This window comes from Streptomyces sp. NPDC079020 (assembly GCF_044542225.1).
In the GTDB taxonomy this organism is placed as follows: Bacteria; Actinomycetota; Actinomycetes; order Streptomycetales; family Streptomycetaceae; genus Streptomyces.
The window spans coordinates 1-21,555 of record NZ_JBITUB010000023.1; the positions used below are offsets into that span (position 1 = coordinate 1).

Genomic DNA, 21,555 nt, shown 5'->3' on the forward strand with positions numbered 1-21,555 from the left:
CCGCATGCTCATCCGACGCTCGACGAGCCGCTACCGCTGGGACGGCCGCCCCACCACCCGACGCCTCAAGTGATCCATTTGCCGGTCGGTCTTAGCTGCTGGTCGTCACTGGGGAGCGTCACACAGGTCCCGGATGTACCAGTCGAACCGTCTGCCGTCCTTGCTGTGCGGCTGCTTGCCGCGGGTGAATCCTGCCCGCTGCGCGACTGCAGCGGATGTGGGATTCTCCGGATCGACCTGGATCACCGCCTCCTCCCCACCCTCAGTGACCGCGTACTGGGACGCCAGGAGGACCGCGTGGGTAGCCAGGCCGCGCCCCCTCCAGGAGGGATAGAGGCCGTAGGCGACATTCACCTGGCCGGGAGCCAAGCCCTCGCCTGCGAACCGCAAGTCGATCGTCCCCGCGAGCGCCTCGTCGGCGCCCACACGGATGCCGAAAGCGCGGAGCGGCCCGGCAGTGTCCCACTGTTCCCAGCAGTGCCGGAAGTACGCTTCGACGCCCTCGCGCGTGCCGGGACCGCCGTTGAGCCAGCGAACCAGCAGCTCATCCTCCCCAGCGAGATGCGCCTCCACATCGTCCAGGCGAAGCGGCGACAGAGTGACGATCTCGTCGGACAGCCTCACTTCATGCATCCGCCGATTCTTGACGCCGAAGCTGCGTCGCGCCATCGGATTCCGGCGGGACGTCGCGCAGAGCTACCCCGCCAACCCCGCCACAGGAGGCGTCTCAGTGGTGCGACAGACCGCAGCCTCTCTACGACGTGCCATTCGGCGCTGGACGCTGCACATCGAGTAAGGGCAGGGACGGGCTCTGCGCGCGGTCGCCACGGCGCGCGGTAGCGTCCCCCTGAGACCAACTGCGGAAGGGGTCAAACGCCGGATGTCGCACAGCACAGAGGTCGCCAATGGGCATGAGCAGCACGGTCTGATCCTCGACTTCGCCGGGGTGCTCACGGCCAGCCCCATCGCCGTTCACCGTGCTTGGTGCGTGTCCGAGGGGCTGGATCCGGGGGCGTGGCGCAGCACTCTCAATGATCATCCTGAGGGGCGGCGCCTGTACGCGGCTCTGGAGATCGGTGAGATCGGGCAGGCCGAGTGGAACGACGGCACGGCGGCCCTGCTGGGTGAGCATGTGGATCCGGTGAACCTGATGGGGCGGGCCTGGGCCGGGGTGCCTGCGGCCCGCCGGATGGTCGCGCTCGCGCGTGCCGCGCGTGCCGCCGGTCACCGGCTCGCCCTGCTGTCCAACAGCTTCGGCCTCGACCCGTTCAACCCGTACGAACACGTCGGCATCTGGGACCTGTTCGATGTACACGTCGTGTCCGAGCTGGTCGGGATGGCCAAGCCCGATCAGGCGATCTACGGGTTCACCCTGGAGCGAATCGGGTTGCCCGCGGAGCGGTGCGTGTTCGTGGACGATCACACGGTGAACCTTCCGCCTGCTGCCGAGTTGGGCATCACCACCGTTCACGTAACGGACGAGGAGGCGGCTGTGGCTGAGCTGGAGGCGCTCCTCGGCGTCACGGCGGCGCTCGCAGCGTGAGCCCAACTGCATTCTGATCAAAGGGTGTCGGCCACGCCGTTCCTGCCAGTACTGTCCGTGTGGGGCCATCACGCGGAGGTGCTAGAGCATGCAGTGGTCGGAGTAGACCACCTCTGAGCGCTTGAAGGCGCTGCGCGGCGGCATGACGCAGGAGCAGTTGGCGGAGGCCGCCGGCGTGTCCGTCGGCGTGGTCCGTAAGCTCGAACGCGGCGGGACGGCTTCCCTTCCGTCCCTGCTGTCGATCGCCGACGCGCTCGGTACGGACATCGCCGTGCTCCTCGGCCAGCAGGCGCCACGGCGGTCCATGGACCGCGACGAGCGGGCCGCTCTGCGCCTGGTCTCCGCAGCCACCCATGACGCAGCCATCGGCATCCCCGCCGATGTCGAGCCGGGCACCGTCGACGAGCTCCGCGCCGTCGTCCGCCGTGCTGACGCCGCCTACTGGGGAGGCCGCTACACCGAGCTCGGCACCCTGCTGGGCCGACTGCTCCCCGAGGCGCGAGCCAGATTCGACGCCACCAGCCCGGCCGAGCGGGAGGCTGCCGCCGGCGTCCTGATCGACACCTTCCAGACCGCGGGCATGGCCGCCAACGTGCTCGATTCGCGCGATCTGGCGTATGCGGCTCTGACGTACGGGCGTCAGATCGCCGTGCAGGGCGGGGACGATCTGCGTGACGCCCACCTCGCCGCCACGACCGCGTGGGTCAACTCCGCGACGGCCGTACCAAGCAGGGGTTCCTCCTCGCCGCGGCCCAGGCTGACCGGATCGAGCCCAAGATGAGCGAGCACGACCCGGACCGGCTCAGCGTGTACGGGCAGCTCGTCACGAACGCCGCCGTCGCCGCGTCCCGGGGCGGTGCGAACGCCGACAGCGCTCGCGAGTACCTCTCCCAGGCCCATGCCGTCGCCGCCCGCATCGGGGACGAGCACGCCCGCGGCTCCCGTGCCCAGCCGTACGGACCGATGTACGCGGCAACGCAGGCCATGAGCATCGCCGTGGCCCTCGGTGACACAGCCGGAGCGCTGCGGCTCATGGACACCGTCCGCCTGGACGACACCGTTCCCCTGGCCACCCGAGCCCGCTACGGCCTGGACGTCGCCCTCACCCAGGTCGAATGCTGACGCTGGGATGCCGCCGCCGACACGCTCCAAGCCGTCTGTGCCATGGCTCCGGGGTGGGTGCGCCACCAGATGCTCCCCGGCGTCATCATCAGTCGGCTCGCCAGAGTGTCAGTCAACCGGCTGCGGGGGCTCGCCGACTCCGCAGGCGTTCCCCTCGGCGTGCGCCGACCCGCGTCAGCACAGGGAAAATGGTCTAGACAACAAGAAAGGCCCCGGTCGTTGACCTGGGCCTTCTTCGTGGAGCGGGTGACGAGAATCGAACTCGCGCTCTGAGCTTGGGAATCAACGGTGCTTGAACGGTCGCATTGGCTCTGACCTGCATGTTTGGCCGAGACGTGCGAGGCCGGAGTGGTCTCCGGGCGCCGTACATGACCGCTGTTGTCCGCTCCGTTGGGCACGGATGGGGCACGGGTGGCGGCAGTGCAAAAGAACTTGCCGAGGTTCATGCTCCGAGTGGGATGGTGGGTCAGAGAGGGACGATGCGGACCTGGCTGCCGCAGAGCTTGGTCATGTCGTCGCTGTCGGAGGTCAGCAGGGCGACCGGTTTTGGCTGGCGGAGCGCGACCTCGGCGACCGTGGCGTCGATGGCGTACTTGTGCCCGTGCAGCCCAGCGCCTTTGAGGAGCTCCGCTGCCGCTTTCGCCGCTTGTTCGGTGACCGGTTCCACCTTGATCCGGGACAGGGCCCAGTTCAGACGAGGCATGTTGGTGCGGGCGTGGCTGACTTCCACGACGGTGTTCGCTCCGATCACGAGATCAGCTCCCATGCCGTGGAAGACCTGCAGCATGGCGAGGAGCTTGCGGTCCTGCGCGATCCAGGCGGAGAGCCCTTCCGAGTCCAGGACGACGGTCTCAATGCGCTCGCTCACGCGGCGTCCGCGTCCTTCGCGGAGCCAGCGGTGCCGAAGATCTTCGCGCGGGCCTCGGCGAGTTCCTCGTCGCTGAAGCGCCCGTGTTCTTCCTCGTGGCGGCGAAGGTCGTCGCCCAGAAGCTGGTGCCGGATCTGGCGGGCCACGGCTTCCGCTACATAGCCGGAGACGTTGTTCGTGAGCTTGCGGAGCTCCGCCACCTGATCGCTGGGGAGCGTGACGGTGATGCGAGTCGTTGAGGACATGTAGCAAGCATACTGGAGTATGCACATGAGGGCTCGGGCTTGCGCCGCCGACCTCGTCGATCAAGGTTGCGGGATCGGAGGGTTGCGACGTGCGGCACTCTGGCCATTCGCAGCGGGGTGAGAACGGCGGCGGTGCCCCGACGGGCAAGTGAAGGGCCCGGGTCTGTGTACTGGGACTTCATCATGGAGCGGTGACGAGAATCGAACTCGCGCTCTGAGCTTGGGAATCACCCGGCCCTAGAACTCGCGCGCACCCTCTGACCCTCGAACGTCCGACTCCGGGCGCGTTCTAGTTGCCCCGACTTCCCCTCCAGTTGACCGCCCCTGCCGGCATGTTGTGGCACGGGCTGCGCGAGGAATTGCCCGGGACCCTGAATCGGCGCCGGCCCCAGGCGGACAGCATCATGGCGCTCACCACTGCATAATTGCCACACCTCGGTAGTCCTGTAAGTTTGTGCGATTCATCCCCCTGAAGAGAGGTCGGTATTCAGCACTGATTGCTCTTTCGCGAGGGAATCGCCTGTTCGGATGGTCGAAGATCGGCCAGAGAAGGAGAGGGGCGAGTCGGGGTGGAGCGAGCGGCGATCTGGCTGCTCTTGCCTATGAGGTGCCTGAGCTATTTAATCTTCCCCTGCTTTGGTGGACGGGAGGGTGGGGGATTCGTGACGGCTGGGTTCGGTGTTGTTGGATCGCCTCCGTCGGAGTCGGAAGAGCGGCTGCTTCAGGAGGAATATCGAAATCGAGTCAGAGAGTTCGATCAGATCGAATCGGATCTCAGAGCCTCTAGAACGTTCCAGCGTGTTTACTGGCTATGCCTCATGGGCTCTGTCTTGCTTTCCGTTCTATTGGGCTACACGGTCGTCGTTGGTCTGTGGCAGACCAAGCCGATCTTCGCCCGCTATGTCGGGCTTCTGGTCGTGGTCGGGCTCGTTTGCGCAATGTCCTGGTTGCTCCTGAAGAACGGCAAGGTCGTTGTCGGTCGTGCCGGTGACCTGCGTAATGCTCTGCAGGATCGCCAGACGGCGGCGGCTGGCCTGCCCCTCGACTCGCCGTCCGGCCTCCGCATCTACCGGGAGGCGTCGCTCGACCTTATTGCCCAATATCGGAAGTCTGCCAATAATAATCGCCGCATCCACAACTTCTTTCAGCTCGTCATTATCACCGGTTCGATCGCTACTTCCACCCTCACGGCGATGAATGAGGGGGCCAACCTTGCCCTGCGGGTCATTACGGCAACGCTGAGCGCCTTGGTCGGAATCTCTGCCGGTGTGACCGGATATTTCAAGTTTCGTGAGCGTGGATATAATCTGCAGTCGACTGCAGACGAAATCGAAAAGCATTACAATGCCTCGCAGTTCATGCTGGATGAATATGTTGGTGCCGATGGTGCCGGTCTTACCGAAGGGGAACGTCTTCGGAAGTATGCGGGCTTCGTTGAACGCCTTAAGGAAGAACAGCGGAAGCGTGAACTTCAGCTTGAGCAGTCCAGTTCCTCCGGGGAGGAGCGGGCGGGATGAGGCTGCGTTGTTCTTCCCTTCGGGAAGCGTTTGGGTGGAGTGGTCGGTGGCTGTTGGCTCCACGATGGCAGTGGCGTGCGATGCGGCTGAGGAAAGCCCATGGGTCTTCCCTGTCGCCTATGGCTGCCTGGTGTCTCGTTTCCCTTGCGCGGGATCCCGGAAATGCCCCGTTCGTATGGAGTCTTGTGGTGCGACAGGGGGCGAACAGGGGCACGCCAGGGGTCAGCCTTGATTGCTGGACGGCGCTGGAGGGGGAGGAGAAGGCCAGACGCTGTGCGTGGCTGGAAAAGTACGGAGCAACTCCTTTGTCCCGGTTAGGGGTACCTGAGGAATTGATCGAAATATCGGGTCTTCAAGTTGTCGAGTGGGGACTACCGCCGGGAGCCGACGCCGCATCTCTCGTCTACCAGCAGCGCCCGAACGCATCGCGGCCCTCCGAGGGATGCTGACACCAGCGGATGCAGGGCCGGCTTCAACATGTCAGGCCGTGCTGAAGGGAGCAGCCCGCTCCCACCCGATCGGAAGCGGTCGAACTCCGGCCACCTGGCCCAGGAATGGGCCGCTGGCATCGCCGACACGCTTGCCCTCGGCATCCTGTGCGAGGCGTACGGGACGGGCATCACGATCGCCGTCCTCCCGTACGTGAACACGGCCATGGTCGCCCACCCGGCGTACGGCCGGAGCCTGGACCAGCTCCGGGAGATGGGCGTACTGATCGAGTCCTACGAGCCGCACCGGGCGAAGACGGGCGATGGGGTGGACCGCTGCCGGTGGCAGAGGCGCTGGAGCTGTTGGAGGGCAAGATCGCTGGCTCCGTCGGAAGGTGATCGCCGTTCCGCTATGGCGCGAGCCACGCCAAGGCCCGGTGTTGGGCCCCGACCTCCGGATACCCCGTGCCCTGCAGGCGCGAATTTCAGCAATCCGGGGCGCGCAGAGTGCATGTCACACCGCAAGAGGTCCGGACACAAAAAGGCCCCGGCCATTGACCAGGGCCTTCATGAAAGAGCGGGTGACGAGAATCGAACTCGCGCTCTGAGCTTGGGAATCACCCGGCACTTGCGCATATGGATGGCACCTGACCTGCGAAAATGACTGCCGTAGGGAGAATGCTGGGATCCCATCCGAACCCGTGTTGACCGCTGTGTACCGCCCCTACTGGCATGTTGTGGCACGGCGGTGCCAGGCACGCACCGGATCCGGTCCGTGCCCGCTGCAGTGGCCACCTCGATGAGCACCGCCCGCTGATTCACTTCAACCACGCAGACGGCGAAGCGATGTCGTCCTCCACGCCGCCGCGCACACCGACAGCGAGGTTGACTGGCAGGGCGAGCTGCCGGTCGCCCCCCCATACGCCTGATATCGGGCCTCCTCGTCATGATTCTTTTCGTGGTCGTCCCCTTCTCGGAGCGGGGGGCCTCCAGTCCGCGATCTCTGCTTGCGAAGTTCCGAGGCGTACCACGTGACGACGGAAGGTCTCTTCGTACGCCTGGTATGAGCCTGATGGCTCGGTGGGCCCGAAATCTGCTTCGGTTCGCTGTACCCGGCGCAAGATGTCTTGTAGGGCTGTGAGAAGCGGAAACATCGATTCGAGCCCACCGGCGTCGGCATGTGCGCCGGATTCGACCAGATCGAGCAGCACTTGGGCGGTCTCATGGGCGTCCCATCCCGCCCACCCTAGGACTGTGGCTGAGGACAGAGGGGAGAAGGGCGGCAGGTAGGAGGCGAAACGTTCATTGGGGACATCGTGCTTGCCGCGTTGTTGCCAGTAGGAGGGTCTGACGAAGTCTGCAGACGTGTAGCGAGGCGGCACGAAAAGGGTGGCGTCGGTCTGATCCTGCCGGTCGGCTGCCCCGTCTCCTCCCTGACCCGACGCCCATTGGCGCTCCCACGCAGCTTCCCAGTCGCTCCTCTTTGCCAGGCCGGACTCCTTGTACCGGAGGGGTGGTGCCGCAGGCACGTGTGTGTCACTGAGCAGGCTCTGCACTACGCCCAAGACCCGCGTACCGGGTGAGTAACGTGCTGCGAGCATGACGAACTCCGTATCGGCCGCCAGGAAATTGGCCAACTGTTCCACGGTGCGTGCGACTGGGCGGCGCTCTCCGTCCGTCGTCTCGAACCAAAGCTCTGCTCCCTCGCACCGATCGAGCATCCGGTCCCGCAGGCCCACTCGGAGGAAATGGTGCCAGCCGGGGGTCGACCAACGGCGTTTGTGCTCCGGTTGCTCCAACAGCCGCAGAGAGGCGTGCTGTTCGATGGCTTCGATGCGGCCTCGTACGAGGTTCCGATAGGCGGCCGGCCAATGCAGGGGGATCTCGGTCGTGGGGGTCGCTCCGTGACGTTCGAACCACGTCGTGGACACCAGGCCCTCTTGGGCCTTACGGGCCAGCACGATCTCGAACGCCCGCTCGCCCACCTTGAGTGGCGGCGGCTCGTCCAGCGGAGAGGCCAATTCGCAGTCATCGGGGAGCAATCCGTACGACTCGTACACCCGCCAGTCGAGTTCCTCCTGTACGGCCACCATCCGGGAGTGGGTCGAGGCCCAACGGCATTCCGCGGAGTCGAGGAATTCTTGATCGAGAGGAATGCGCGTATCGGTGATCGATGAAGACAGCTCCGTAAGGCTGGTCGCCATCGCGTCGAGCGATGTGGCCTGTTCGAGGGGGAAGCAGGCGGGTAGCGGCAGGTCGCGCAGCCGCGTCGAGGTGAACTCAAAGATCCTTTCCCACGCCTCGCCGCCCCGGAGCTGGCCGATTCTCGGCTCTCCCTTGCTTTGGCTCATGTGCTTGAGCCAAAAACATGCGGCCGAGCTGTTGAGCAAACCGAGCAATTCGAGATGGTCGTCTTCCGAAGCTGAGGACGAAAGCTTCAGTACGGGTGCCGAGTTCAGCGGGACCAGGGGCTCTCTGAGTAGACTGAAATGAGGGTGGGTTGCCACCCAGGGGAAGGCGATCGACCAAGAATGTACGTTCCGGTTCGACGCGACCTGGTGCCAGTCGTACCAGGGCGCGGAGTTCTTGATGCCGGGACGTTCGACCAGCACTGACCAGTAGGGTCGCAGGCGTCGGTGATGTCCGGGGAAACGCGACAGATCAATGGCCTTGGGCCATCTGGAGTTCTCACCGGGTGCGCGGGGGAAGAACGCAGCGGATTCGCTGCGTACCGACCAGTCACGAATGCCTGACCCGGTCAGGACCTGTACACAGGCTTCCTGCTCGGCCCGGGACCGTTTGAACGACTGGAGCGGAGCGCAGAAGATGTCATCGGATCCCGTAGCGGCTTGATAGCCGATCCGGGCAACACGTTCACCGAGCCGTTCCCCCTGCTCCATCCGGCGTAGCAAATCTCTGCTGGTCGGGTCTGTCAGGCTCCAGGGAAAGTGGGCCAGCTCGCTTCGGTACTGGAAGAAGGACCGGGCCCAGCGATCTTCGGTGGCAACGGACCTTCCTGACATGGCGCGCAGAGACTGCCACACGAGGCCGTCGCTCGGCACTTCCGGACGTGCGGGCTCTCCCTCCTTGCTGACCACCAGGTACACAGGCACCTGCGGATCCGGTTCATGATTGCGCCCGCTGAGCACGACGGTCGGTGTGCCGTGCCCGGGGAGGTAGGCGCCAGAGGTGTCGATGATCCGGGAGACTTCGACTCTCGACAGCACATGCTCGATGAGGGGTCGACCGAATTCTCGTTTCATGAATGAGTTGGCCATCAGCAGACCCACATACCCGCTGTTCCTGCCTGTCGCCGCGAGTTCGAAGGCCCGCTCGGTGAAGGGTGCGGTGAGGGCGTACTTACCTCTGCAACTCACGTAGGCATCGTGGTACAGGGTGGAGAGCGACTTGTCCTTGACCGTGAGGTACGGGGGATTCGACACCACGGCGTGATAGGAAACGCGGCCGAGCAGGTCGTGCCGGCGCGAGTAGTCGGAGAACTCCCCCCTCGGGGAAATCCCAGAAGGTTCCTCCAGGGCGAGGTCCCCCACATGCGGAGCCCCCCGTCCCTGGAGGAGGGAGTCTCCCACTGCGACGACCACGGGTACGTCGGGGACTGTACTCAGACGCCGTTCACTGGTGGCATTCATGGCCGCTACCAGGAGGCGGAACCGCGCGACGCTCACCGCGCACGGGTCGATGTCCACCCCGTGGACAGATCGCAGTGCCCGGGCGGCCCGCTGCCAGGGGCTCATGCCGGGCTCGGCGTCGGTCCACAGGTGGAAGAGGCGGCTGAAGAGGCTCAGCAGGAAGGTGCCGGATCCGCAGGCGGGGTCAACGGCCCGGAATCCTGGCAGACCGGACTCCGCGACCGCCGGTTCGACTGTGAGATCAAGGATCATGTCGGCCACGAAGTCCGGCGTCGCGACCAGTCCGTACGACTTCGTTGCCTGCTCGTCGAGGGCGGCGTAAAGGTCCCGCAGGAATCGTGTATCGCGCGTCGCATCCGTGAAGTCGTGCTCAAGGGAGCCTTCAGGGGACCTGCGGAGCCAGAACGACCGGAGCGTTCGAAGAGCCTGGCTGCTGGGCGCGATCTTCCACAGGGGGTTGCTGCGCGGGCTGAGCACCTGCCCCATGACGGGCAGAGAGCGAACCCGTGCGAGCACGTCGAACACAGCCTCCCGGGCACGTTCATCTGAGAGGGGCGAGCCGTCCTGCGGTTCCTCATCGGCCAGAAGAGCGGAAGCATCGAGCATTCCGTTGTCCTCGCAGAACCTGATCATCGTCAGGGCCAGGAGCCAGGAGGCAGCCGCCCGGCTGATCTGCTCATCCCTCCATGAGTTCCAGGTCGCTGACGTCGTCCGTTCTTTCCTGGCGCGTGCGTAATCGTTCTCAAGGACGGCAGCGGCGGCGCTCTCCTGCGCGCGTTCCCGCAGATCACTCCTCAGGCCCACCATCAGCCCTCGCAGGTCTCGGCAGAGGAGCTCGCTGGAGATCACTGGCAGCTTCCCGTTCAGTCGGCCCATGGCCGCTTCCCCTGGGGGCCGACCCGTTGCGGCGAGATTACCAGCGAGAGGGCACCGTAAATACTTGAGAGTGTTAGACGAACCTTCTAGGCTCACGGTGCGGTGGTCGACCGGTTGCCGCGCTGGGCTGGATGAGGCGTGGCGAGCGGGCGGGTGTGCCTGGGGTTGACGGTGCGTCGACGGGTGCATCGCGCCCTCCTGTCTGGCGGGCCTTGAGGGAGAGGTACTTCCATGAGTGGTGAAAGTCCGAGCGTGAGACGGCTGTGGCTGGCGTTAGTCGGCCTGTGTGCCGCCATCGGCGCCGTCGTCGCGTTCGCGGTCTATCGGGAGCTGGAGGAGGGGGCGGCGGCTTCGCTGGCGGCCGGGGGTGTGACCTTCCTCGGGATCGGGAGCCTTGGCCTGGCTGTGTGCATGTTTCTCTCTGTGCGAGCAGACAATGTTTAGGAGTACACTCCATAGGAGTTCATTCCTAGGGAGTGCCTTCATGTCTGGTTCCACACGCTCGGCCAAGCCGACCCATGTCTTCGACCGGAGCGTCGAGTGGGATGCTCTCGCGGCCTTCGTGAGCCGACCGCTGCCGCACGCCATGCTCGGGATCGTCAGCGGCAGGCGGCGGATGGGCAAGACCTACTTGCTGCGCGCCCTGGTAGAGCAGCAGGGGGGCTTCTATTTCGGTGCCACGGCGGCGACGGAGACGGAATCCCTGCGCCAGTTCTCCGCGGCTCTTGCCGATCATGTGGGGTCGCCGGTGCCGTTCTCTTTTGCCACCTGGGACCACGCAATTTCCTACCTGTTCGGGCTGGCCTCACCGCGAAGTTCTCAGGCGCCACTGCTTGTGGTCATCGATGAATTTCCGTACTTGGCGAAGACCGCTCCGGAGCTTCCGTCCGTAATTCAGAGGGAGGTCGACCGGTTTCAGGTTGAGCAGAGCCGGATGAGGCTTCTCCTGTGCGGGTCAGCGATGTCCGTCATGGGCGGACTGTTGGCGAGCACTGCACCCTTGCGAGGGCGGGCTCAACTGGAGCTTGTCGTGCGGCCCTTCGGGTACCGGGCGGCCGCTGAATTCTGGGGGGTCGCCGACGACCCCGCGCTCGCGGCCCGTCTCCATGCCGTGGTTGGCGGCACACCTGCGTACCGCCGGCAGTTCCTCGCGGACGACGTACCCACCAGGCTGGAGGAGTTCGACGACTGGATCTGCCGTACGGTCCTCTCGCCCTTCAGCCCTCTTTTCCGGGAAGCCCGGTATCTGCTTGCCGAGGAAGCGGACATCCGGGACACGGCCTTGTACCACTCGGTCCTTGCCGCGGTGGCCCAGGGGAACTCCACACGGGGAGGGATCGCCGGGTACATCGGCCGTAAGTCGGTGGACATCTCACACCCTCTCCACGTTCTGGAGGACAGTCACCTTCTGGCACGGGAAGCGGACGTCTTTAGAGCCGGGAAGTCCCAGTACAGAATCACCGAGCCACTGATCAATTTCTACGAGGCGGTGATGCGGCCGGCCTGGGCGCGACTGGAAAGCGGACAGGCGCGAGAGGTGTGGGCGCAGTCCGCGGAACGCTTCGCGGCACAGGTGGCCGGACCGCACTTCGAAACGGTATGTCGTGAGTACATACTCGGGCCGGGCCGGGCCCTGCTCCGATCCTCCTTGGGGGAGGTGGGCGGTGGCGTGGTGACGGACCCCGTGGCACGGCGCCAGACGCAGATCGACGTGGCCGTGGTGGAACCCGGGTCCGGGGGCAGTAAGCAAGCGGTCCACCTGCTGGGAGAAGCGAAATGGGGCACCGTCATGGGGCTGAGTCACCTGGAGAGGCTGGCTCGGGCACGAGAAGTTCTTACCGCGCGAGGTATGGACACCAGTCGATGTCAGTTGGCCTGCTTCAGCGCAAACGGCTTCAGCGACTCGTTGCGACGTGAGGTGTCACGTGGAGCACAAGGTGAGGACGGCGTGCTGCTCATCGGTCCTGACGAGCTCTACGGCGGGGCGTTTCGTGCCCCGCTCCATTGACCGAGCGCCAGGCGCGGAGCGGGCATGCGGTGCCTGATCCGGTCCAGACAGCAAAGAACCCCCGGGCAGCCGGCCTGGGGGTTTGCGTTGGAGCGGGTGACGAGAATCGAACTCGCGCTCTGAGCTTGGGAAGCTCATGTTCTACCATTAAACTACACCCGCGAAGCGCGCCGATCATCGGCGGTGCATCGTCGCACACTGTACCCCATGGCAGGCCCCCGGCGTATTCGCCGTGGGGCCGGTTGTCGTTTCCGGGGGTGGAGAGGGGTGGATGCGGGTGTGGGGGGCGGGAGTTGGGGGCGTAGCGTGGGTTGTCGGAGTGCCGCCTGGAGTGGCGTCCTGTTCATCCCCTAATGTGGCGTTTTCGTCCAAGGCTTGGTTGGGGAAGGGACTTGATGGAGTCGATGGAGCGCACCGTCGTCCGCTGTGCCGAAGGGCACGTTTTTGCTACCTCGTCGTTCCCGATGCAGCAGCTCGGGGCCGGCCGGATCGGTCCGGGGCGGCTTATCCGGTGTCCGCGTTGTGCCCGGTTGAGGCATGCGGTGCCGGTGGTGTTCGAGGAGCGGTAGGGAGCGGGCAGGCCCGATTGCCGGGGCGGCGCTCGGGGGTTTCCGGGGTGTCGTCGGGTGGTCCGGGGAGTGGTTCGGCAGGCGCGCGGGGCGGTCCGGTTGGGGCGGGCTCGCGCGTTCTGCGTATCCTCGGGACGTGCTTCTCTCAGACAAGGACATCCGGGCCGAGATCGACGCCGGGCGGGTCCGCATTGATCCGTTCGACCCGTCGATGGTGCAGCCATCGAGCATCGACGTGCGGCTGGACCGCTACTTCCGGGTGTTCGAGAACCACCGCTATCCGCATATCGACCCCGCCATCGAGCAGGTCGACCTGACGCGCACGGTCGAGCCGGAGGGGGATGAGGCGTTCATCCTGCACCCCGGTGAATTCGTGCTCGCCTCGACGTACGAGGTGATCTCGCTGCCCGACGATCTCGCGTCGCGGCTGGAGGGCAAGAGTTCGCTGGGGCGGCTCGGGCTGGTGACGCATTCGACGGCCGGGTTCATCGACCCGGGGTTCTCGGGGCATGTGACCCTGGAGCTTTCGAATCTCGCGACGCTGCCGATAAAGCTCTGGCCGGGAATGAAGATCGGGCAGCTGTGCATGTTCCGGCTGAGTTCGCCCTCCGAATTCCCGTACGGGTCCGAGCGGTACGGATCGCGCTACCAGGGGCAGCGCGGACCGACCGCCTCCCGCTCGTACATGAATTTCCATCGGACCCAGGTGTGAGGGCGGATCGATGAGCGAGGCGCGGGAGAACCTGACGTACGAGGGCTTCGGGCTCGCCGTCCGTGCGCTGGCGCAGACGGTGGCCGACGACGGGTACGAGCCCGATGTGGTGCTGAGCATCGCCCGGGGCGGGGTGTTCGTCGCGGGCGGGCTCGCGTACGCGCTCGACTGCAAGAACATCCACCTGGTCAATGTGGAGTTCTACACGGGCGTGGGCACCACGCTGGAAATGCCCGTCATGCTGGCCCCCGTTCCGAATGCCATCGATTTCTCGGACAAGAAGGTCCTGATCGCCGATGACGTCGCCGACACCGGCAAGACGCTGAAGCTGGTCCGGGACTTCTGCGTCGACCATGTCGCCGAGGTGCGCAGCGCGGTCATCTACGAGAAGTCGCACTCGCTCGTGAAATGCGAGTACGTGTGGAAGAAGACCGATCAGTGGATCAACTTCCCGTGGAGCGTGGAGAAGCCCGTCGTACGCCGTGACGGTCAGGTTCTCGACGCCTGAGGACATTCCCCGGGCCGGGGACGGTTATCGAAAAATCCCCGGAGCGCGCCGCGCTCCGGGGATTTTCGTGTGGTGCCCGGTCAGATCGTGCCGAGTTTGATGATCGACAGCAGCGCGATCAGCTGGATCGCCGAGGCGCCCAGCGCCTTCGGCCACGGCAGGTCGTGCGACTTGCTCACCATCGACGTGAACAGCGCTCCGGCCGCCAGCCAGGTGATCCAGCCGATCACCTGTACCAGCGAGTTCTCGCCGCCCAGGAAGAGGGCGAAGAGCAGGCGCGGGGCGTCCGTGATCGACATGATCAGCATCGAGAGGCCCACGGTCGGCTGCCAGGAGCCGTTGCCGCCCAGCTGGCGCGCGAGAGTGTGGGTGACCGCGCCGAGGACCAGGCCTCCGATGACGAAGCCGATGCCGGTGATGATGACGTACGGGACGGCCGTGGAGATCGTCGCGTTGATCGCCTCGTCGCGCGCCTGGTCGAAGCCGAAGATCGCGAGCAGCCCGTAGAGGAACGTGACGATGAGCGCCGGGCCCCAGACCGGGTAGTCACGCATTTGCCAGAACGTCGGCCCCGGGCGCATCACCATGCCGGTGAGCAGGTCCTTCCAGGGCAGGCGCGGGCCTGCGGGCTGGGCGGGGGCCTGGCCGGCCTGGTAGGCGCCGGCGTTGCTGTAGGGGTCCTCGTTGATGCTGAACGCCTGCGTGTGACCCGGGCTGTTGGCGTACGGGTCCTGGTGCGGGGGTTCCTGGTACGGGTCGCCGAAGTACTCGGGCTCGCCGTGTCCGTGGGCGCCGTTGCCGGGGCCGCCCTGCTGTCCGTGTCCGCCGTGTCCGCCGCCGTACCCGCCGCCGTGTCCGCCGTGCCCGCCGTTGTACGGGGCGCCCTGGGGTGCTCCGTACGGCGGTGCGCCGTTGCCTCCTGCGGGGGGCCACGACTGACGGCCGTACGGCGGCTGTGGTGCCTGCCCTCCGTACGGCTGTTGCTGCGGGTGCTGCTGCGGGTGCTGCTGCGGTTGCTGCTGCGGTTGCTGCGGCGTGCGGTTGTCCCGGCCGCGTCCGATCCTGAATCCAGCCACGGAACCGAACGTACCTGGTCCGGGTGGGTGTGGTGAGGGGGCCCGGTGAACCCGCCCACCTTTGCGGCCGAGCTGTGACATCCCCTAAGGGGGCCCTGGGGGGACAGCTGGGGGGTCTTTGGGGGCCGTTGGGAGGTGTGGGAGGGACCCGTCAGGGCAGCGACAGGGCCGTCGGGGCAGGGGACTCGGCCGTCACGGCAGGAACGGGGCCTCAGGGCAGCGACAGGGCCGTCACGGCGGGGACGGGGCCGTCGATGTCGAGAACATGATCCCGGGGCTGGCGGGCCGTCCGGGCAGCCGGGCGGCCCGGACGGGCCGGGGCGCAGAATGCCGCAGCTGTGAGCCGACCGCGTACACGTCCCGGCTCACACCGGCCGCCGGTACGCGGAGGCGCCCGTACGCGAAAGCGCCCACACGCGCCAGCCCCCCACGCGAAAGCGGCCGGTCCTGCCCCCGAGGCAGGTCCGGCCGCTCGCGTACGTCGGCGGGTTCGGTTCGGTTACTTCGCCGGTTCGGGCTCCGGCTCGTCCGCCGTCTCCGGCTCGCCCGCCGGGTCCGCCGGTGCCTTCACGGACTCCAGCAGGAGCTGTGAGACGTCGACCACCTGGATCGACTCCTTGGCCTTGCCTTCGTTCTTCTTGCCGTTGACCGAGTCGGTCAGCATGACGAGGCAGAAGGGGCAGGCGGTGGAGACGATGTCCGGGTTGAGGGAGAGCGCTTCATCGACGCGCTCGTTGTTGACGCGCTTGCCGATCCGCTCCTCCATCCACATCCGGGCACCACCGGCGCCGCAGCAGAAGCCGCGCTCCTTGTGGCGGTGCATCTCCTCGTTCCGCAGACCCGGGACCTTCGCGATGATCTCGCGCGGAGGCGTGTAGATCTTGTTGTGACGGCCCAGGTAGCAGGGGTCGTGATACGTGATCAGGCCCTCGACCGGGGTCACCGGGATCAGCTTGCCCTCGTCCACCAGGTGCTGGAGCAGCTGCGTGTGGTGGATGACCTCGTACTCGCCGCCGAGCTGCGGGTACTCGTTGGCGATCGTGTTGAAGCAGTGCGGGCAGGTCGCGACGATCTTCTTGGAGGACTTCGGCTTCTTGGTCGCCTCGTCCTCGTCGTCCTCGCCGAACGCCATGTTCAGCATCGCCACGTTCTCCTGGCCGAGCTGCTGGAACAGCGGCTCGTTGCCCAGGCGGCGGGCCGAGTCACCCGTGCACTTCTCGTCGCCGCCCATGATCGCGAACTTCACGCCCGCGATGTGCAGCAGTTCCGCGAAGGCCTTCGTGGTCTTCTTGGCGCGGTCCTCGAGGGCGCCCGCGCAGCCGACCCAGTACAGGTACTCGATCTCGCTGAGGTCCTCGACGTCCTTGCCGACGATCGGGACCTCGAAGTCGACCTCCTTGGTCCACTCGACGCGCTGCTTCTTGGCGAGACCCCAGGGGTTGCCCTTCTTCTCCAGGTTCTTGAGCATCGTGCCCGCCTCGGACGGGAACGCCGACTCGATCATCACCTGGTAGCGGCGCATGTCGACGATGTGGTCGATGTGCTCGATGTCGACCGGGCACTGCTCCACGCACGCACCGCAGGTGGTGCAGGACCACAGCACGTCCGGGTCGATGACGCCGTTCTCCTCGGCGGTGCCGATGAGGGGGCGCTCGGCCTCGGCGAGGGCGGCCGCCGGAACGTCCTTGAGCTGCTCCTCGGACGCCTTCTCGTTGCCCTCCATGTCCTTGCCGCCACCGGCGAGCAGGTACGGGGCCTTGGCGTGCGCGTGGTCGCGCAGCGACATGATCAGGAGCTTCGGGGAGAGCGGCTTGCCGGTGTTCCAGGCGGGGCACTGCGACTGGCAGCGGCCGCACTCGGTGCACGTGGAGAAGTCGAGGATGCCCTTCCAGGAGAACTGCTCGACCTGCGAGACACCGAAGACGTCGTCCTCGCCCGGGTCCTCGAAGTCGATCTCCTTGCCGCCGCTCGTCATCGGCTGGAGCGCGCCGAGGGCGACCTCGCCGTCGGCGTTCCGCTTGAACCAGATGTTCGGGAAGCCGAGGAAGCGGTGCCAGGCGACACCCATGTTGGTGTTGAGCGAGACCGTGATCATCCAGATCAGCGAGACGCCGATCTTGATCATCGCGGTGAAGTAGATGAGGTTCTGGAGCGTGCCGAGCGCGAGCCCCTTGAAGGCGAGCACCAGGGGGTACGAGACGAAGTACGCGGCCCCGTAGCCCTCGACGTGGTGGATCGCGCCCTCGAGGCCGCGCAGGACCAGGATCGCCAGGCCGATGACGAGGATGACGTACTCGACGAAGTACGCCTGCCAGGCCTTGGAGCCCGTGAAGCGCGACTTGCGGCCGGCCCGGGAGGGCAGGTTCAGCAGCCGGATCGCCATCAGCGTGACGATCCCGGCGACCGTCATCAGGCCGATGAACTCGATGTACATCTCGAAGGGCAGCCAGCCGCCGATGACGGGCAGCACCCAGTCCGCCTGGAAGAGCTGTCCGTATGCCTGGAGCAGCGTCGGCGGCAGGGTCAGGAAGCCGATGGCGACGAACCAGTGCGCGAAGCCGACGATGCCCCACCGGTTCATCCGGGTGTGGCCGAGGAACTCCTTGGCCAGGGTGATCGTGCGCTGCTTGGGGTCGTCGGTGCGGCTGCCCGCGGGTACCGGCTGTCCGAGGCGGACGAAACGGTAGATCTGCGCGACGGCTCGGGCGAGGAGCGCGACGCCGACGACGGTCAGCACCAGCGACACGATGATCGCGGCGAGTTGCATGAGGGGGCTCCTCGGGCCTGCGAGGGTGGGATCCAGCACTACTAAGCAGTAACTTAATCAGTCTGTGCTGACACTACCCACTTATTCCGCGGCTCTGTAGCCGGGCAAGCGGTGATCTGTGTCGCTCAGGTGTGCCTTGCCGCGCCGGGCGGACCGGCGGAGCGCCGCACGCAGCGGACGGTGTACGGACTCGACCAGAACGGTGAGGTCGAGCACCGTTCCATGGTGCTCGGCGTAGTGCTGGTCGAGCAGCGCGGGTTCGTCCCAGGGCATTCCGGACCGGGCCCGCACCTGGGCCAAGCCTGTCAGGCCCGGTCGCAGCTCGTGACGCCAGTATCCGGCTCCGGTGCTTCTGGCCTCCGGGTCGCCCGGCGCCAGCGGTGCGGGGCCCACGAGGGAGAGGTCTCCCCGTACGACGTGGGGCAGCCGGGAGAGCAGGTCGAGCCGGAGCCGGCGGGTGCGCAGGGAGCGCAGGACGAAGGGCCGGCCGTGCAGCCCGATCCGGGTCCGGCGCTCCAGTACGCCGCCGGACCGGTGTTTCACCGCGAGTACGAGGGTGCCCGCGGTGAGGGCCGGGGCGGCCAGGATCAGGAGGGCCGAGCCGAGGAGCAGGTCCAGTACCCGTTTGGCCGTCACACGGGAGGTGAAGCGGTACGCCGCGTCCGCCGTCGTACGTGCCGCCGTGCGCGCGGCTGTACGTACGGGGGTGCGCGGTGCGAGCGCCCCGCGCCGGTACGGGCTCCGCCTGCTCCGGCTCCGGTCTCGCCGCTGCCTCTGCTGCCTCACGCGCCGCTGCCTCACGTCCTGCATCGCGCCCACCCGGGGTTCGAGGTCCGATGGTGTGCCGGTTATGACCGGCTCACGGCATTTTGTGACAGAACGATCCCACGGTGGGATGGTGGGTGGGGTGTGCGCCGGGGTGTGGCGTGGCTGTGCGTGCGGGGCCGCTGTGCGGGATCTGTGGTGGCGGACGTGGCGGATGTGGCGTGTGAGGCGGGCTGCCGGTTGCGGCGAGGCCGTGTGCGGCAGGCGTCGAGGGCGGGAAAGTCCTGGTCGCGAGGGGTGTGAGCATCTAAGTTGAGTGCGTCCGGCTCAGGTCTGTTGACTCTGGGGCGTGAGTCATGCATTCTTGAGTCAGATCCACTCAAGTAGTCAGTTGGAGGAATTGAAATGGCACGTGCGGTCGGCATCGACCTGGGCACGACTAACTCCGTCGTCAGCGTTCTCGAAGGCGGCGAGCCCACCGTCATCACCAACGCCGAAGGCGCCAGGACCACGCCGTCCGTCGTCGCCTTCGCCAAGAACGGCGAGGTGCTCGTCGGCGAGGTCGCCAAGCGCCAGGCGGTCACCAACGTCGACAGGACCATCCGCTCCGTCAAGCGCCACATGGGCACTGACTGGAAGATCGACCTGGACGGCAAGAGCTTCAACCCGCAGCAGATGAGCGCCTTCATCCTGCAGAAGCTGAAGCGGGACGCCGAGTCCTACCTGGGCGAGAAGGTGACCGACGCGGTCATCACCGTCCCGGCGTACTTCAACGACTCCGAGCGTCAGGCGACGAAGGAGGCCGGCGAGATCGCGGGCCTGAACGTCCTGCGTATCGTCAACGAGCCGACGGCCGCCGCTCTGGCGTACGGCCTCGACAAGGACGACCAGACGATCCTCGTCTTCGACCTCGGCGGCGGCACCTTCGACGTGTCCCTCCTGGAGATCGGTGACGGCGTCGTCGAGGTGAAGGCCACCAACGGTGACAACCACCTCGGTGGTGACGACTGGGACCAGCGCGTCGTCGACTACCTGGTGAAGCAGTTCGCCAACGGTCACGGTGTGGACCTGTCCAAGGACAAGATGGCTCTCCAGCGTCTCCGCGAGGCCGCGGAGAAGGCGAAGATCGAGCTCTCGTCCTCGACCGAGACCACGATCAACCTGCCCTACATCACGGCGTCCGCCGAGGGCCCGCTGCACCTGGACGAGAAGCTCACGCGCGCCCAGTTCCAGCAGCTGACCGCCGACCTGCTGGACCGCTGCAAGACGCCGTTCCACAACGTCATCAAGGACGCGGGCATCGCGCTCTCCGAGATCGACCACGTCGTTCTCGTCGGTGGCTCGACCCGTATGCCGGCCGTCGCCGAGCTCGTCAAGGAGCTGACCGGTGGCCAGGAGGCCAACAAGGGTGTGAACCCGGACGAGGTCGTCGCCATCGGCGCCTCGCTCCAGGCCGGTGTCCTCAAGGGCGAGGTCAAGGACGTCCTGCTGCTCGACGTCACCCCGCTGTCCCTGGGTATCGAGACCAAGGGCGGCATCATGACGAAGCTCATCGAGCGCAACACGACCATCCCGACCAAGCGCTCCGAGATCTTCACGACGGCCGAGGACAACCAGCCGTCCGTGCAGATCCAGGTCTACCAGGGCGAGCGCGAGATCGCGGCGTACAACAAGAAGCTCGGAATGTTCGAGCTCACCGGTCTGCCGCCGGCCCCGCGCGGGGTGCCGCAGATCGAGGTCGCCTTCGACATCGACGCCAACGGCATCATGCACGTCGCTGCCAAGGACCTCGGCACCGGCAAGGAGCAGAAGATGACCGTCACCGGTGGCTCCTCGCTGCCGAAGGACGAGGTCAACCGGATGCGTGAAGAGGCCGAGCAGTACGCCGACGAGGACCACCGTCGTCGTGAGGCCGCCGAGTCCCGCAACCAGGGCGAGCAGCTCGTCTACCAGACGGAGAAGTTCCTCAAGGACAACGAGGACAAGGTCCCCGGCGATGTGAAGACGGAGGTGGAGACCGCGCTCGGCGAGCTGAAGGAGAAGCTCAAGGGCGAGGACACCGCCGAGATCCGTACCGCCACCGAGAAGGTCGCGGCCGTCTCCCAGAAGCTGGGCCAGGCGATGTACGCCAACGCCGAGGCCGGTGCGACGCCGGGCGCCGACGCGCCGGGCGACAGCGCCAAGGCCGATGACGATGTCGTCGACGCCGAGATCGTGGACGACGAGAAGGACACGAAGGGCGGTGCGGCGTGACCGAGGAGACCCCGGGCTTCGACGAGAAGCCCGACGTCCCCTCCGGCGCCACCTCCGACGACGCCGAGCCGAAGGCCGCCGCCTCCGAGGAGGAGGCGGCGGCCCCGGCCGGGGACGCTAACCAGACAGCAGGCCTGACGGCACAGCTGGACCAGGCCCGTTCGGCACTCGCCGAGCGCACGGCCGACCTCCAGCGGCTCCAGGCCGAGTACCAGAACTACCGCCGCCGCGTGGAGCGGGACCGGGTCACGGTCAAGGAGATCGCCTCGGCGAACCTCCTGTCCGAGCTGCTGCCCGTGCTCGACGACGTCGGCCGCGCACGGGAGCACGGTGAGCTGGTCGGCGGCTTCAAGTCGGTGGCCGAATCGCTGGAGACGACCGTCGCGAAGCTGGGCCTCCAGCAGTTCGGCAAGGAGGGCGAGCCCTTCGACCCGACGATCCACGAGGCCCTGATGCACAGCTATGCGCCGGACGTCACCGAGACGACCTGCGTGGCGATCCTTCAGCCGGGGTATCGCATCGGCGAGCGCACCATCCGCCCCGCGCGGGTGGCCGTCGCCGAGCCGCAGCCGGGCGCCACGCCCGCGGCGGCGAAGGAAGAGAAGGCAGATGACGAGGAGAGCGGTGGCACCGAGGAGGTCTGACATT

16 protein-coding genes, 1 tRNA gene and 1 pseudogene are annotated in these 21,555 nt (G+C 66.5%); 10 read left to right on the plus strand and 8 right to left on the minus strand.

All coding sequences use genetic code 11. From position 1 onward, the window contains the following. Positions 1–105: 105 nt before the first annotated feature. Positions 106–669: a GNAT family N-acetyltransferase gene (locus ACIGJO_RS32270; RefSeq protein WP_399964322.1), complete on the minus strand. Its 564-nt coding sequence runs from the start codon at positions 667–669 to the stop codon at positions 106–108. A 211-nt stretch (positions 670–880) separates the two neighbouring features. Between ACIGJO_RS32270 and ACIGJO_RS32275 the strand changes: the two genes are divergently transcribed. From ACIGJO_RS32275 to ACIGJO_RS32285, 3 genes are all read left to right on the plus strand, one after another. Further along, positions 881–1,543, plus strand: coding sequence for an HAD-IA family hydrolase (locus ACIGJO_RS32275; RefSeq protein ID WP_399964324.1), 663 nt, complete (start codon positions 881–883; stop codon positions 1,541–1,543). Between the two features lie 142 nt (positions 1,544–1,685). Then, a complete protein-coding gene (locus tag ACIGJO_RS32280; RefSeq protein ID WP_399964326.1) occupies positions 1,686–2,324 on the plus strand; it encodes a helix-turn-helix domain-containing protein in 639 nt (212 codons plus the stop codon). Continuing rightward, positions 2,321–2,665 carry a hypothetical protein gene (locus ACIGJO_RS32285; RefSeq protein WP_399964328.1) on the plus strand — a complete coding sequence of 115 codons (345 nt, stop codon included), beginning with the start codon at positions 2,321–2,323 and terminating at the stop codon, positions 2,663–2,665. Before ACIGJO_RS32280 ends, ACIGJO_RS32285 begins: the two co-directional genes overlap by 4 nt. Positions 2,666–3,131: 466 nt before the next feature. On the opposite strand, the gene ACIGJO_RS32290 is transcribed toward ACIGJO_RS32285, so the two are convergent. Further along, complete coding sequence (locus tag ACIGJO_RS32290; protein WP_399964330.1) at positions 3,132–3,533, minus strand: DNA-binding protein; 402 nt, start codon at positions 3,531–3,533, stop codon at positions 3,132–3,134. Then, positions 3,530–3,778, minus strand: a complete 249-nt coding sequence (locus ACIGJO_RS32295) for a hypothetical protein (RefSeq protein WP_399964332.1) — start codon at positions 3,776–3,778, stop codon at positions 3,530–3,532. Before ACIGJO_RS32295 ends, ACIGJO_RS32290 begins: the two co-directional genes overlap by 4 nt. A 662-nt stretch (positions 3,779–4,440) precedes the next feature. Here ACIGJO_RS32295 and ACIGJO_RS32300 point away from each other — a divergent pair. Together ACIGJO_RS32300 and ACIGJO_RS32305 are read left to right on the plus strand one after the other, a co-directional pair. Next, positions 4,441–5,295 (plus strand): DUF4231 domain-containing protein, encoded by an 855-nt coding sequence (locus ACIGJO_RS32300; protein ID WP_399964334.1) that lies wholly within the window; start codon positions 4,441–4,443, stop codon positions 5,293–5,295. Positions 5,296–5,847: 552 nt separating this feature from the next. Beyond that, a pseudogene (locus ACIGJO_RS32305) lies at positions 5,848–6,122 on the plus strand (flavoprotein); the annotation flags it as partial. A 545-nt stretch (positions 6,123–6,667) separates the two neighbouring features. On the opposite strand, the gene pglX reads toward ACIGJO_RS32305, so the two are convergent. After that, positions 6,668–10,249 carry a BREX-2 system adenine-specific DNA-methyltransferase PglX gene (gene pglX / locus ACIGJO_RS32310; protein WP_399964337.1) on the minus strand — a complete coding sequence of 1,194 codons (3,582 nt, stop codon included), beginning with the start codon at positions 10,247–10,249 and terminating at the stop codon, positions 6,668–6,670. Between the two features lie 484 nt (positions 10,250–10,733). On the opposite strand from pglX, the gene ACIGJO_RS32315 reads away from it, so the two are divergent. Then, positions 10,734–12,257 (plus strand): ATP-binding protein, encoded by a 1,524-nt coding sequence (locus ACIGJO_RS32315; RefSeq protein ID WP_399964339.1) that lies wholly within the window; start codon positions 10,734–10,736, stop codon positions 12,255–12,257. Between the two features lie 88 nt (positions 12,258–12,345). Here ACIGJO_RS32315 and ACIGJO_RS32320 read toward each other — a convergent pair. Next, positions 12,346–12,419: transfer RNA gene (locus ACIGJO_RS32320), tRNA-Gly, on the minus strand. Between the two features lie 543 nt (positions 12,420–12,962). Here ACIGJO_RS32320 and dcd point away from each other — a divergent pair. Then, entirely contained in the window at positions 12,963–13,538 is a 576-nt protein-coding gene (gene dcd / locus ACIGJO_RS32325; protein ID WP_266922394.1) for a dCTP deaminase, read from the plus strand. A 10-nt stretch (positions 13,539–13,548) separates the two neighbouring features. Next, positions 13,549–14,046: a phosphoribosyltransferase gene (locus ACIGJO_RS32330; RefSeq protein WP_399964342.1), complete on the plus strand. Its 498-nt coding sequence runs from the start codon at positions 13,549–13,551 to the stop codon at positions 14,044–14,046. An 80-nt stretch (positions 14,047–14,126) separates the two neighbouring features. Here the strand turns inward: ACIGJO_RS32330 and ACIGJO_RS32335 are convergent, their stop codons facing one another. The 3 genes from ACIGJO_RS32335 to ACIGJO_RS32345 all read right to left on the minus strand — a co-directional run bounded on the left by ACIGJO_RS32335 (position 14,127) and on the right by ACIGJO_RS32345 (position 18,525). Continuing rightward, positions 14,127–15,122, minus strand: a complete 996-nt coding sequence (locus tag ACIGJO_RS32335; RefSeq protein ID WP_399964344.1) for a Yip1 family protein — start codon at positions 15,120–15,122, stop codon at positions 14,127–14,129. A 499-nt stretch (positions 15,123–15,621) separates the two neighbouring features. Continuing rightward, entirely contained in the window at positions 15,622–17,889 is a 2,268-nt protein-coding gene (locus ACIGJO_RS32340; RefSeq protein WP_399964346.1) for a heterodisulfide reductase-related iron-sulfur binding cluster, read from the minus strand. A gap of 81 nt (positions 17,890–17,970) precedes the next feature. Next, complete coding sequence (locus ACIGJO_RS32345) at positions 17,971–18,525, minus strand: sugar transferase (protein ID WP_399964348.1); 555 nt, start codon at positions 18,523–18,525, stop codon at positions 17,971–17,973. Positions 18,526–19,059: 534 nt separating this feature from the next. Between ACIGJO_RS32345 and dnaK the strand changes: the two genes are divergently transcribed. After that, the gene (gene dnaK, locus ACIGJO_RS32350) at positions 19,060–20,907 is read left to right on the plus strand and encodes a molecular chaperone DnaK (protein WP_266922399.1); all 1,848 of its coding nucleotides are present in this window, start codon (positions 19,060–19,062) and stop codon (positions 20,905–20,907) included. Beyond that, positions 20,904–21,551 (plus strand): nucleotide exchange factor GrpE, encoded by a 648-nt coding sequence (grpE, locus tag ACIGJO_RS32355; RefSeq protein ID WP_399964351.1) that lies wholly within the window; start codon positions 20,904–20,906, stop codon positions 21,549–21,551. Before dnaK ends, grpE begins: the two co-directional genes overlap by 4 nt. Positions 21,552–21,555 lie beyond the last annotated feature (4 nt).